The organism is Collimonas fungivorans, assembly GCF_028292705.1.
Classification (GTDB): domain Bacteria; phylum Pseudomonadota; class Gammaproteobacteria; order Burkholderiales; family Burkholderiaceae_D; genus Collimonas; species Collimonas fungivorans_B.
On the sequence record NZ_JAQGLV010000370.1, the window covers coordinates 1 to 13084 of the forward strand.

General features: G+C 56.8%; 9 protein-coding genes and 1 tRNA gene. 3 read left to right on the forward strand and 7 right to left on the reverse strand.

Going from position 1 to position 13084, the window contains the following annotated elements; genetic code table 11:
• Positions 1-2106, forward strand: a 2106-nt coding sequence (locus JWQ61_RS20565; protein ID WP_304362147.1) for an FAD-binding and (Fe-S)-binding domain-containing protein, incomplete at its 5' end; no start/stop codon positions are given.
• On the opposite strand, the gene JWQ61_RS20570 is transcribed toward JWQ61_RS20565, so the two are convergent.
• The 7 genes from JWQ61_RS20570 to JWQ61_RS20600 form a co-directional block, all read right to left on the reverse strand.
• Positions 2068-2955, reverse strand: a complete 888-nt coding sequence (locus JWQ61_RS20570; protein WP_304362148.1) for a hypothetical protein — start codon at positions 2953-2955, stop codon at positions 2068-2070. The two genes, JWQ61_RS20565 and JWQ61_RS20570, sit on opposite strands and share 39 nt — an antisense overlap.
• On the reverse strand, positions 2948-3124 hold the full coding sequence (locus JWQ61_RS20575) for a hypothetical protein (protein ID WP_304362149.1): 177 nt from the start codon (positions 3122-3124) through the stop codon (positions 2948-2950). Before JWQ61_RS20575 ends, JWQ61_RS20570 begins: the two co-directional genes overlap by 8 nt.
• A 386-nt stretch (positions 3125-3510) precedes the next feature.
• Positions 3511-4083, reverse strand: a complete 573-nt coding sequence (locus JWQ61_RS20580) for an HNH endonuclease (protein WP_041740999.1) — start codon at positions 4081-4083, stop codon at positions 3511-3513.
• Positions 4084-4179: 96 nt separating this feature from the next.
• Positions 4180-4255 (reverse strand) — tRNA-His (locus tag JWQ61_RS20585).
• A 148-nt stretch (positions 4256-4403) separates the two neighbouring features.
• The gene (gene rtcA, locus JWQ61_RS20590) at positions 4404-5429 is read right to left on the reverse strand and encodes an RNA 3'-terminal phosphate cyclase (protein WP_304362154.1); all 1026 of its coding nucleotides are present in this window, start codon (positions 5427-5429) and stop codon (positions 4404-4406) included.
• Between the two features lie 83 nt (positions 5430-5512).
• A complete protein-coding gene (locus JWQ61_RS20595; RefSeq protein ID WP_304362150.1) occupies positions 5513-6748 on the reverse strand; it encodes an RtcB family protein in 1236 nt (411 codons plus the stop codon).
• A 592-nt stretch (positions 6749-7340) separates the two neighbouring features.
• Complete coding sequence (locus JWQ61_RS20600) at positions 7341-8894, reverse strand: RNA-binding protein (protein WP_304362151.1); 1554 nt, start codon at positions 8892-8894, stop codon at positions 7341-7343.
• 241 nt (positions 8895-9135) lie between these two features.
• Between JWQ61_RS20600 and rtcR the strand changes: the two genes are divergently transcribed.
• Together rtcR and JWQ61_RS20610 are read left to right on the forward strand one after the other, a co-directional pair.
• A complete protein-coding gene (rtcR, locus tag JWQ61_RS20605) occupies positions 9136-10767 on the forward strand; it encodes an RNA repair transcriptional activator RtcR (protein WP_304362152.1) in 1632 nt (543 codons plus the stop codon).
• A 268-nt stretch (positions 10768-11035) separates the two neighbouring features.
• Positions 11036-13084 (forward strand): DUF2339 domain-containing protein (locus tag JWQ61_RS20610; RefSeq protein WP_304362153.1); only part of this gene is annotated, 2049 nt, incomplete at its 3' end.

The window sequence follows — 13084 nt, forward strand, 5'->3', positions numbered from 1 at the left end:
GCGGTCGAACTGGTCGACCGCACCATGATCGACCTCTCCATGAGCAATCCGGCATTCAAGCCGGTGATTGAAAAAGCCCTGGCAGGCCAGCCGCAAGCGATCTTGCTGGTGGAGTTTGCTGGAGACGATCACGCCGCGTTGCTGAACAAACTGCTTAACCTGGACCAATTGATGGCTGACCTGGGCTTGCCCGGCTGCGTGGTGCAAATGAGCGACGCGGCCGACCAGAAAGCACTGTGGGATGTGCGCAAGGCCGGCCTCAACATTATGATGAGCATGAAGGGCGACGGCAAGCCGGTGTCGTTCATCGAAGATTGCGCCGTGCCGCTGGAACACCTGGCCGAATACACCAGCCAGCTGACCGAAGTGTTCCACAAATACGGCACCGAAGGCACCTGGTATGCGCACGCCAGCGTCGGCACCCTGCACGTGCGGCCGATACTCGACATGCGCCGCGGCGGCGCCAAGGACATGCGCGAGATTGCCGAAGCAGCCTCGGTGCTGGTGCGCAAATACAAAGGCGCTTATTCGGGCGAGCACGGCGACGGCCTGTGCCGCGGCGAATGGGTGGCGTGGCAATACGGCCCGAAAATCAATGCTGCTTTCACCGAAATCAAGGAACTGTTCGATCCGGAGAACCGTTTCAACCCGGACAAGATCGTGCGTCCGCCGAAAATGGACGATGCCAGCAATTTCCGCTTTGCGCCGGGTTACAGCGAGTTGCCGCATCGTCCTTTGCTGGACTGGTCGTCCTGGAACGTCAAGCGCAATCCCCTGACCGGCGCAGAAACCGCGGCGGGCAGCGGCGGCGACAAGACTGGCGGCCTGGCCAAGCTGGTTGAAATGTGCAACAACAACGGCCATTGCCGCAAATTCGACGCCGGCACCATGTGCCCCAGCTATCGCATCACCAAAGATGAAAAACACGTCACGCGCGGCCGTGCCAATACCCTGCGCCTGGCGCTTTCGGGCCAGCTCGGCAGCGAGGGCCTGGCCAGCACCGAGGTCAAGGAAGTGCTTGACCTGTGCGTATCGTGCAAAGGCTGCAAGCGCGATTGCCCGACCGGCGTCGACATGGCAAAAATCAAGATTGAAGCACGCGCCGCATGGGCCGATAAACATGGCCTCAGCCTGCGCGACAAGCTGGTCGGTTTCATGCCGAAATATGCGCCGTATGCCAGCGCCATCGGCGGCCTGATTGCCTGGGCCGATGGCATCCCGGTGCTGTCCGGCTGGCTGAAAAAAAAGATAGGGCTGGCGCCGCAACGATCTTTCCCGCGCTTTAAGAATGCCTTCCTGGACAATGCCAGATCGGCCGCAAATTTGGCCAAAAACGGCGAGCGCGAAGTATTGCTGTTCGTCGACACCTTCAATAATTACATGGAGCCGGAAAACGCCCGCGCCGCACAAGCGGTGCTGGAAGCCGCCGGTTATAAGGTGCACTTCAACACGGTGGCGGGCCAAAAACCTTTGTGCTGCGGCCGCACCTACCTGTCCGCCGGCCTGGTCGGACAGGCAAAAGCGGAAGCGCGCAGGACGCTGGATGCGTTGATGCCCTTCGTTGAACGCGGAATCGCCATCGTCGGGCTGGAGCCCTCCTGCCTGCTGTCTTTGCGCGACGAATTCCTCAATTATGGTTATGGCGAGGAAGCGCAGAAACTGGCGAAGTCGGCCTATCTTTTTGAAGAATTCCTGGTGAAAGAAAAAAAGGAAGGCTGTTTCCATCTGGACCTGAAGCCGCTGCCAGGCAACAAAGTCCTGGTGCATGGGCATTGCCATCAAAAAGCCTTCGACGCGTTTCGGCCGGTGCAAACGGTATTGCAGTGGATCCCGCAAATCGAGCTGGCCACGGTGGAATCCTCCTGCTGCGGCATGGCCGGCAGTTTCGGCTACGAGGCCGAACACTATGATGCTTCGATCGCCATGGCTGAGCTGGCACTGTTACCGGCGGTGCGCAAGGCTGGCAAAGACAGCATCGTGGTTGCGGACGGCACCAGCTGCAGGCACCAGATCCGTGATGGGGCGGACATGGCTGCGCTGCATGTGGCGCGCGTGCTTGCCATGTCGTTAACCGGAAATGCGGCCGAAGGCGGTACTGGCAAATAGCCGGAGCAAAAAAAAAGACCCTTTCGGGTCTTTTTGAGGAGTATTCAGCTGATATTTCTGCATTTCCCTTGAACTGAGCTGGCGCTTTCGTACCGCATACAGCGATGCGCAACCGTAATAATCCTGGCTGCTTCCTGCCGGCGCCATGCGGGCATCGTTTTCAAGCATCACCCACGCCTTCCGGATAACATCCCAGCGCTTGTCGCAGACCGACTTTTTCGTGGCCACGCCGTCGGCTTCCTGCAGGACGATGCGCACCGGAGGCAGGTTATCCAGCGTCACCTCATACCAGATCTGGTTGAGGAGATGCAATTGCACACGATCTGAAACAATGCGGCGAATTTTGCACTTTTCCTGTTCCAGTGCTAGCTTCTGCCTGTTCCTGGCCGTGTAAAAATTTGTATAAAAGCGATTGCGCAGCAGGATTCCGGTCAGCGGATGGACAAACATTTCGGCGTGGGACTCCGCCAGTCCGACATAGTGTCCGGACCAGCTGTTTTGCCGAAGCACGACCCGGCCATCGACGCCGTTTCCTTCCCAGCGCGTCTGGATCGCCACGAAATTATCCAGATGCTGCAGGATATGCTGCTTGACCGTGCTGCGTGCATCGATAGCGGCGCGGATTTCGCTGTAGACCTTATCCCACGGCCGGTTGATCTGTTTTTCCAGGAAGCGCTTCAATGGCGCCAGGTTTTCGTTGAGACCCTTGCGATCGTTGTAACCTTTCTTCATGCCGAGCAGGCCAGGCCTGTCTTCCTGATTGCGGAAAGGGCGGCCGTCACCTTTGTATGCATTGCTGTGGACGCGGCGAGGCCGCTCCACTATCACCTTGAACATATCGTCACGCATCGTCGCCACCGTCCCTCTTTCGTCCTGAAAGCAACAGATTCAGGTTTTGTTTTTCGCTGCGTCGTGTCCGGCGTGCCGGATTATGCGCCGCATGTGCTCCCGCTTTCCGTGCCCTGGCCGGCGCAACCAGCGGATTGCGCGGTTTCGGCAACTTGATCGTCATTTTCATATTCATCCTTTCACGCAAATGACCTGGCGCAGTGTGTGCAGCGCCGTTCGTCATGCCGGTGCGTCTGCTGCGGGCCGGTCAATGCCTGGCCCGGAAAAGCAAAAACCCCGGCGAGTTTCCTCACCGGGGTTCTTGATTGGAACGACCGGCTCGGGTCGGCAATATCGCCGAAGACCCCGAGCAGTCATGCGCGGGGCTATTTATTTTTTGAATTGTTGATAGCCGTCCGTGGCATAGCCGTTCCTTTCCTGAAAAAAATACGTTGGTCAAAATCCTGAGTTGCGATTCTGCGCTCGATGAAAACGCAGTGTCAAACGTTTCGTCTCTGCGTGATCGTGTTTTGTTGTTTTTTGCGCGAATCTTCGCGCCGAAGACGATGGCGCGGCTCAGTTCAAGTCGCGCATCCTGCTGTGCTTGGGCAGCCGGGCCGCCAGGTAATCATGCTGGTCCGCCAGCACATTCCTGCCGCTCAGCAGGTAGTGCTCGGCGCGGCATGGCACATAGGGCACATACAGCAGCGGGCGGAAGCTTTCCAGATGCTTGTTGCCCTTTTCCTGGTTGCAGTCTTTACATGCGGTGACGCAGTTCATCCAGGTGTCCTTGCCGCCATGGGAACGCGCATGTATGTGATCGCGCGACAGTTCGTTGTGCGGAAAGCGGCCGCCGCAGTAGGCGCAAGTGTAGCGGTCACGCCGGAACAGCAAGTCGTTGTGATGGCCCAGCGGCAGTTCCAGGTGCAGCATGCGCGCCATGATGGCGCTGCCGGCGATGGCGATGATGGGCTTGACGGAGATGCGCGACTGCACGCCGGCGCGGGAATAACCACCGCGGAAAACGATGTCGCCATCTCCCAGTTCCCAAGCCACCTTCCCGCTCGCATAATAGAGCACAGCATCTTGCGGCGAGATCCAGTCGAACGGATTGCCTGCGATATCGAGAGTCAGAATATGGGAGATCATTTTCTTCACCTTTGCCACTGATTATAACCAGCATCTCCTCATTTCGGAAAGTGGGCGTTTTTTCGTTGTTTTACTGGCGATTGAGTACAAATCCGGTGGGGTGGTTTATCGGGAATGATCCGATATCTTCGCGGGTCACAGCCGCGTGCTTTGCCGGTTAAGCTAAAACCACCATTGAAGCACCTTACCAGGTGCGTGAACCCATTCAGGTGGGCTCTGCCGGCAGCTCTACTGCTGCTTTCACGTCCCTTTTCAGGTCGCACGTCCAGCGAAATCATCGTGCCGACGGGACCGCGGAAAATTAATGCCTTCGGCGAAAGTCAAAAGCGGCTTTTTTGAATAGTGCAGGTACTGAATGCATCATTGTTTTCAAAGGTAATCGCTACCGGCAGAAAACGTCCGATGATTTCGGCGTTGGTCGTCGCATGCTTGGACACGCAGCTGGTCGTGAAGCGGCCGCTTCCCGCCAATGCAAATGGCAGCATGATCTGATCGGCCAGGTGCTCACCTACTGCAGCGCCGGAGGCAATATATTGCCGAACTTGGGAGATTGCCTTTTTGGCAACCGCCTCGGCACGCACCATTTTTTCGCCGAAAGCGCAGAAGACGTCTGTCACGTGCTGGTGCTCCAGCGTAAGCAGCAAGGCATTGCCGGGCCCTTGATCGTGGGCCAGGCCGCGGATCAACAGTTGCGGCTCGTCCCAGCCCATGGCGATTTTCACGCAAGCCAGTTCCCGCTTTGCGACATCAGCCGTTACTCCTGCTATAAAACTTTCCGCATAGCCTGACAGGCGCTCGCCGCGTGTCATCAATTCCAGCGGTTGCAACTGTGCGCATGGCGATACGCGCGCCACGATTTCGCCGCCGCCGGCGGGATAAAAGCCGAAGCGTTTCAGTTCGATATCCAGTGTTGCCCCCATCTCGGACAACACGCGGCCATATGCGCGCTGCAAAAAATGCGCTGGCGGGGCCATGGAATTATGGGTGCCGCCAGTGATATGGATCACGGATGGCGCATCTGCGTACAGCAACGCTGGCAACAATGTCTGCAATACCAAGGTGCAACTACCGGCAGTGCCAATGGCGAACCGGTATTCGCCGCCTTTGATTTTTCCCGGCACGAATTGCAGCGATTGCGAACCCACGGTTGCAGCGCCGATATCGGCGTTGCTTATTTCGGCAGCAGCCTGTACCGCTACCAGGTGCTGGCGCATCAGTCCAGGCTTGGGCCGGTTGGCCCTGATGTCGGTAATGCGAAACGGTTGCCCGGTAATCATCGACAAGGTCAATGCCGTGCGCAAAACCTGGCCGCCGCCTTCCCCTGTTGCTCCATCTAGTTCAATCATTTTATTCATTTCTTTATTTTTATCGTCATGGTTCCGGCTGAAACCGGAGCCATGACATCTCACAAGAGAGACAGTCTCTTCTCTTATCCTTTGACGCACACCACTTGTTTCAGGGTATGCACGACTTCCACCAGCGCGTGCTGCGCTTGCATTACAGCATCGATATCCTTGTATGCCATTGGGATTTCATCGATCACATTGGCATCTTTACGGCATTCCACACCTTGCGTCGCCTTGATCTGGTCATCAATGGTAAAGCGCTTCTTTGCTTCGGTCCGGCTCATGGTACGTCCGGCGCCGTGACTGCAGCTGTTGAAGCTGTCCGCATTGCCTTTTCCACGCACAATGAAGCTTTTTGCTCCCATCGATCCCGGAATAATCCCGAGTTCACCCGCACGCGCAGATACTGCGCCTTTACGTGTTACCAGCACATCCTTCCCGAAATGGTGCTCTTTCTGCACGTAGTTATGGTGGCAATTTACTGCCTCCACGTGCGTTTCGAACGGTTTGCTGATCACGGTGCGGACAGCTGCAATCAGGTTTTGCATCATCACTTCACGGTTCATGCGCGCAAATTTCTGCGCCCAGCCCACGGCTTCGATGTAATCGTCGTAATGCTGGGTACCCTCCGGCAGGTAGGCCAGATCCTGGTCCGGCAAATTAATGAAATGCGTACGCATATCCTGCTTGGCCAGCTCGATGAAATGAGAGCCGATCGCGTTACCCACGCCGCGTGATCCGGAGTGCAGCATAAACCAGACCGCATTGGCTTCGTCCAGGCACACTTCAATGAAGTGGTTACCTGAGCCCAAAGTACCCAGGTGACGATAATTATTGGTGTTCTTCAGTTTTGGCGTTTTCAGGCAAACCACGTCAAACTCGTCTTTCAACTGCGCCCATGCTGCATCAACCGGCGTCGGCGGCGTATCCCAGGAACCCTTGTCGCGTCCCTTGAATCCGCGTGTCTTGGGCGACATTCCGTGCGGGACAGCCTTTTCGATCGCGCTACGCAACGGTCCAAGGTTATCGGGCAGATCACTGGCGTTCAAGGTGGTTTTGGCGGCCATCATTCCGCAACCGATATCTACGCCGACGGCGGCAGGAATGACTGCACCCAGGGTTGGGATCACGCTGCCGATGGTTGAACCTTTACCAACGTGGACGTCAGGCATCACGGCCAGATGTTTGTAGATAAATGGCATTTTCGCGGTATTTGCCAGTTGTTGTTTGGCTTCGGTTTCCACAGGTACGCCCTTGGTCCACATCTTGATATGGCTTCCGCCTTCAACATTCAGTACATCGTATTCTTCGTGCTTCATGATCTTCTTCTTTTTAAAATAAGGGTGATGACAAGTAATGATGAAATGTTTTCTGAGCTATCGATTTGCACCGACCCGGCTTTGAACCGGGGACCTCCGGAGCAAGCCCCGGCGCTCTTTCCGCGTAATTTCATCCGCATTCATCAAAAACAAACTGGCGACAAGGAGTGGTGAAACAGTGTGCGGTTGCCCGCACGGCGCTCTTCCAGTTAAGCTACGGCGACGATAGTCTGTCATCGGCGGGATTTGAACCCGCACCTCCCCAGGTTTAATGATGTAGTTCCACCTGCATTCGCCTAAAACCTGATAATGCGCGACCAATCAAATCCCGACAAGAGTCGACAGGACATTCTGCCAGACTTGTTCCGCCTGGCAGGCCGGATTCGAACCGGCTTTACCCGATGTAGTCCTGTCCGCATTCGGGGAAACGCGCAGTTGAGCCACAGTATGACAAGAGGTTGATGTGACGAGACACTTTGATGTAATCACATCGGCATTCATGCCGCGCTCAAAACCTGTACTGCTAATTCTGATTACCCAGCTCATATCGAGCTCCTTTAATAAGACTCTCAGCCATACCTGGCGAGGGTCGTCAAATAACGATGGATTGAATTTCACCCACCCAGTGCGCTGAACTTAGCTGGCCGGCTGCGAAGTCGGCGACAATCCGGAATATATCGTCTGAAAAACCGCCGATATTCAATATGTCTTCCCGTTCTGCAGCCTGCGCCGTGTTGTATGGCGTGACGTCGATACAAACCAGCCTGGCGTTCGGATTGTGTTGCTTGAATATTTCCCATTCACGCATCGTGGCGGTTGCGCCGCTACGCCGCGTATCCACCCAGGATTCGTTATCCGATACAAAAATCACCAGGTCAGCCTTTGCCTTGTTCTTGTTCAACCGCGCCAACGGCGCGCTGCAATTGGTGCCGCCGCCACCGATGGATGCCAGCTTGCTGGCATTCGTCATGACTGAATCGCGCGGGTTCACATTGCAGGCCACTACGTCGTTCTCGAACGGCAGCACCAGCGTGTCCGGATTCTTGCGCAGCATCGCAGCGGCCATCAGCGCAGCGACATCGATGCAACGAATCGCCGATGTTGCGGAACCGCGATATCCGGTGGCGGATGAACGCATGGAACCCGATACGTCAGGACACACCACTACTTTTCCAGCAATTTCCGGTACGTTGTTCAGCGCAATTTCCATCGCGTCTTGTAATGCTTCACTAATTTCCATTGGTATCTCTTTGTTCGCTGCGACATAAGCGGCCATTAACTGGTATGGAAACACCATGGCTTTTGAAATCGCTTCGGCGTCGCGCAGTTTTCCTGCAATGATTGCCGTCATGCCTGGCAAGGCATACACACCATGGCGCGCAAATGTATTCAGGTTCATGCGCAACATCTGCCATCCGCTCTGGCGCGCAATCTGCGCCCACGCCTCATCCGATAACTCCAGCGCGGTCAGCATCTGGAACGGCACATTCGGCAGCGGTTGCGAGCGGTCGGCCTTGTACGCCTCAAATGCCTTTACCTGGGGCGGCAATGCCTGCGCGTCATATGTCTTGCCGATCAGCCATGCGAAGAACGCTTCACGCCAGGCTTCCGCCGGTTTGGGGTGGACCATCTTCACCACGTCAGCCAGCGATGGCGCATTACCTACCGCAGCGGACAGCAATTCTTTTTCGGAAGCGCTGTTCAACCATGCTTGCACCAGCTTCTTCGGACGAGTGCCCAAGGACTTGCGCCCTACGGCGCCTGACCGCATGATTTGCACAAAATTGCGCAGCATCTTGCCGTTATTGATCACGCGTTTGAAGGTGCGTGACAGCTCGGGTGTTCCTTGTCCTGCCAGCGTTGCTGTCAACAGTGCGGGCATATCTTTCATGTATCCGCGTTCACGGCAATACACGGCGGTCTGCGCAATGAAGTGCGCATCGACTTCCGCACACAACTCCAATACCGTTTCCAGTTGTGCTTCGGCGCTTGCGTAGTAAGTCGCGTTCAGGCATCCGGTGGCTGCGTATTGCGCCAGCCGATGGCGTGGCGACAATGCATAGGCCGGCGCACCTTGCATGTTGACGGCGTTCGTTTTCGGCAGGAATGCGCCCTTCAAGCTCTGGAACAACTGGGTATTAGCCATTTTCATTTCCTCTGTTCTTAGTCACTGTTTCTATTCGTTTGCGGCGGGATTTTGATTCCATCTGCCCGCCTCTATGTCTCTTATATTGCAACGACTGTGCCAGGCTTGATTTCTGCGATATGGATTCATCTAACCTTTTGATTAAAAAGGAATTATTTTTTATATTCGGAGAAAGGGCGGCTATATGGAATTATGGAAAACTGTGATAAATTATCTTTATAGATAAAGATTTATCCAGAATATGAAGAAGAAACGCGTTGTTGTTATTGGATTTGTCGGTACTCAGCTAGACAAGGGTGCTGGCAGCGGCCGTTGGGACAAGTGGCGTCCGACGGTCGCGTTAACGCAGCATGACGAGATGGTGATCGAACGTCTGGAGTTGCTGTACAGCGGCCAATACGAAAACCTCGTACACCAGGTAACGCGCGATATCGGATCGGTCTCTCCGGAAACCGAGGTGGTTGCCCATCAGCTGCCTATTGTCGATCCCTGGGATTTTGAAGACGTGTACGGCAGCCTGTTCGATTTTGCGAAGAATTACCCGTTCGATACAGATAACGAGGAATACTGGATTCACATCACGACCGGTTCGCACGTGGTCCAGATCTGCATGTTCCTGATGACGGAGGCGCATTATTTCCCGGGGCGCCTGCTGCAATCTTCGCCACCGCGCCGGCATACGGCTGGTGATCCGGGGAGCTATACGCTGATCGATCTCGATCTTTCCAGGTATGACCAGATCGCGCAGCGTTTTTCGCGTGAACAAGAGGAGGGTGTTGCATTTCTGAAGTCGGGCATTGCAACCCGTAATGCGCGCTTCAATACCATGATCGATGAAATCGAACGCGTCGCCATCAAATCGAAGGCGCCTATCTTGTTGATGGGACCTACCGGCGCCGGCAAATCGTTTCTTGCCCGGCGTGTGTTCGAGTTGAAGAAAGCGCGCCATCAGCTGGATGGAAAATTCGTCGAGCTCAATTGCGCAACACTGCATGGCGACGGCGCCGGATCTACATTGTTCGGTCATATCAAGGGTGCGTTCACAGGTGCTGCTGCGGACCGCCCAGGCTTGCTGCGGACAGCGCACAAGGGACTGCTGTTCCTCGATGAGATTGGAGAACTGGGCCTGGACGAGCAAGCCATGCTGCTGAAAGCGGTCGAGGAAAAGCGTTTTCTTCCGGTAGGCGGCGACCACGAGGTGCAAAGCGACTTCCAGCTGATCGCAGGCACCAATCGGGACCTGTCGAGAGAAGTTGTGGCCGGACGCTTCCGCGAAGACTTGTATGCACGTATCAACCTATGGACATACGAGCTGCCTGGACTGGTAGACCGCTCCGAAGATATCGAACCCAATATCGATTACCTGCTGGCGCAATTCGGCGCCGAAAACGGCCAGATGGTGCGCCTGAACAAAGAGGCGCGGGATCGCTACATGCGTTTCGCGATGTCGGCGGAGGCATTGTGGATGGGTAATTTCAGGGATTTATCTGCTTCCGTGACGCGTATGGCGACATTGGCTGATGCTGGCCGCATTACCGATGTAATTGTGTCAGATGAGACCCGGCGCCTGAAACGGTTGTGGCATCACTACGTAGCGCCGTCGAGCGACACGGATGGAGTCGATCTCGAAGAAATCTTGGGACGAGATCAGGTAGCGCAAATGGATCTGTTCGATGTCATGCAACTGAGGGCGGTAATCGAGATATGCCGGCGCTCGAAATCGATGTCCGATGCAGGCCGCAAACTGTTCGCCGCATCGCGTAGCGCTAAGGAAAAACCTAACGATGCGGACCGGCTCAAGAAATATTTGGTGAAATTCGGCCTGAGCTGGGAGAGATTGAGCGCCAGCGGCGCTGAAACAATCATCAGGTAAGTACTGTATTCCGCAGCAGCCGATGAATGCAAACGATACTTGGCTGTGCGTTTAGCCTCAATCCGAGAAGAGTTCGATACTGCGGAGCGCGAATCAGTATTGTGCAATGGCCGAGATACTTACCATTGCGTCAAGCATGCACATAACAGACAATACCTGAGCCAATAACAACAAGAGAGCTGACACTATGGTTATGTGGGGGATTCTTTGCGGGGCTGTACTGGGTTGGCTGTGGCCGAGCTCGGGATACGGTGACTTCGGCATCTTTTTGGGCGGCGGACTCGGTTTGCTGGCGGGATTGGGATTGCAGCATGCGATCCGTAGCGAGATTCGCGCGGCCAACGAAAAATTGCGGCTGGAAGTGTTGAAGCTGCGGACCGGACCAAGCAGCCAGGCTGCCGTTCCCGATGCAAAACCGGCCAGCAACCCGGCGCAGGCAAGCGAGCCAGGCGCTGCTTCGATTGCCGCAGCGCCAGCCGCAATCGCCATCCAGCCCGCGGCTTCAAGCATTCCCCCCAACACGCAGCCGGCAGCGCCGCCTGCACCTGCCCGCGTCCTTCCACCGGCTGCACCGAACGCCGTGGAGCTGGCTTTCGCCGCGGCCAGGAACTGGCTTCTTGGCGGTAATACGATTGTGCGTATCGGCCTGGTGATCCTGTTCATCGGCCTGTCTTTCCTGTCCAGTTATGCGGCCGCCGCCGGCCTGTTTCCGGTGGAGTTGCGGTTGTCGGCGGTCGCTGTCGCCGGGATCGTGCTGCTGGCTATCGGTTTCGGCAAGCGCCAGGCCAAGCCGGCTTTTGCGCTGGCCTTGCAGGGCGGCGGCGTGGCGGTGATCTACCTCACCGTGTTTGCCGCCTTCCGCCGCTTTGACTTGATTTCGCCGCTGCCGGCTTTCGGGGTGATGATCGTGGTGTGCGCCCTGAGCTGCGCGCTGGCGCTGCTGCAGAACTCGCGGGCGCTGGCGGTAGCGGCTTTTGCCGGCGGTTTTGCGGTGCCGCTGCTGCTCTCCACTGGAGGCGGTAGCAGCGTCGCCCTGTTCAGTTATTACACGGTGCTGAACCTGGCGATCCTGTTCATCGCCTATAAACGTTCCTGGCGTGTGCTGAACATGGTGGGTTTTGTCGCCACCTTTGGCGTGGCTACGCTGTGGGGCGTGCTCAAGTACCAGCCGGCGCAATACATGAGTTCGCAGCTGTTCCTGATTGTGTTCGTGCTGATTTATGTGGCGGCGGCGATCTTGTATGCGCGTAACACGCCGACCCGGCTTGGCAACACCGTCGACAGCACGCTGATGTTCGGCACGGCGCTGGTCGGGTTTGGCTTGCAGGCCGGCCTGGTCGACCAGTTCAAGTTCGGCAGCGCTTTTTCGGCATTGGGATTTGCCGCGCTGTATCTGGTGCTGGCGGCGCTGCTGCTGCGCCGCGGGCGGGATAGTTATCGCCTGATGATTGAATCGATGATCGCCATCGGCCTCGGTTTTGTGACCCTGGCCGTGCCGCTCGCCCTCGACATGCGCTGGACCTCAGCGGTGTGGGCGCTCGAAGGCGCCGGCGCCTTCTGGGTCGGCATGCGCCAGGCGCGCTGGATGCCGCGCGGGTTCGGGCTGCTGTTGCAAGTGGTGGCTGCCGGCGCTTTCCTGGCAGGGATCGATGACAATGTGTCGGCCTGGCCGCTGGCCAATCCGATGTTCATGGGAGCCATGTTCATCGCTTTGCCGGCATTTGCCATCGCCTGGTGGCTGCGTGGCGTGCTGCCGCATAGCGATTCGCGCTGGGCCAGGGAATTTGCCAAGGCCGAAGCGGTGCTGTCTCAGCCGGTGTACCTGTTCGGGTTCCTGTTCTGGTGCCTGGCGTGGATCCTGGAAATCTGCCGCGAGCTGCCCGGCAGCGAAACCGGCATGGCAAGTGTGCCCGTATTCGGCGCCGGCATCCAGCAGTTGCTGGTAGTGCTGGCGCTGGTGGCGAGCGCATGGCTGTCGTTGCTGCTGGCGCGCCGCAGCAATTGGACGGTGGCCGCCTGGCCCAGCCGGTTTACCCTGTTGCCGCTGGCGCTCGGTTTTATCGCGCAAGAGCTGTCCGGGGAACGTGTCCTGTACACGCCGGCCTGGGCCATCTGGCTGCTGGCCCTTGGTTTGCATTACTGGATGCTCTACAAGAACGACACGCAAACCCAGAGCCATATCGCTGCCCTCAAACTGAATCGTGCCGTTCATGTCGGCAGCGTATGGCTGCTTACGCTGTTGCTGGCCGATTGCCTGTGGTTCGGCATCGAGCGCGGCGATTTGTGGCGCAGTTCGTGGGCCAGCGTGGTGCTGCTG

Excerpts from the sequence above, each read along its gene's own strand:
- rtcR (WP_304362152.1), top strand. The coding sequence starts at position 9,136 with ATGAAGAAGAAACGCGTTGTTGTTATTGGATTTGTCGGTACTCAGCTA.
- JWQ61_RS20575 (WP_304362149.1), bottom strand. The coding sequence starts at position 3,124 with ATGAAAATGACGATCAAGTTGCCGAAACCGCGCAATCCGCTGGTTGCG.
- rtcA (WP_304362154.1), bottom strand. The coding sequence starts at position 5,429 with ATGATTGAACTAGATGGAGCAACAGGGGAAGGCGGCGGCCAGGTTTTG.
- JWQ61_RS20580 (WP_041740999.1), bottom strand. The coding sequence starts at position 4,083 with ATGATCTCCCATATTCTGACTCTCGATATCGCAGGCAATCCGTTCGAC.
- JWQ61_RS20600 (WP_304362151.1), bottom strand. The coding sequence starts at position 8,894 with ATGGCTAATACCCAGTTGTTCCAGAGCTTGAAGGGCGCATTCCTGCCG.
- JWQ61_RS20595 (WP_304362150.1), bottom strand. The coding sequence starts at position 6,748 with ATGAAGCACGAAGAATACGATGTACTGAATGTTGAAGGCGGAAGCCAT.
- JWQ61_RS20570 (WP_304362148.1), bottom strand. The coding sequence starts at position 2,955 with ATGCGTGACGATATGTTCAAGGTGATAGTGGAGCGGCCTCGCCGCGTC.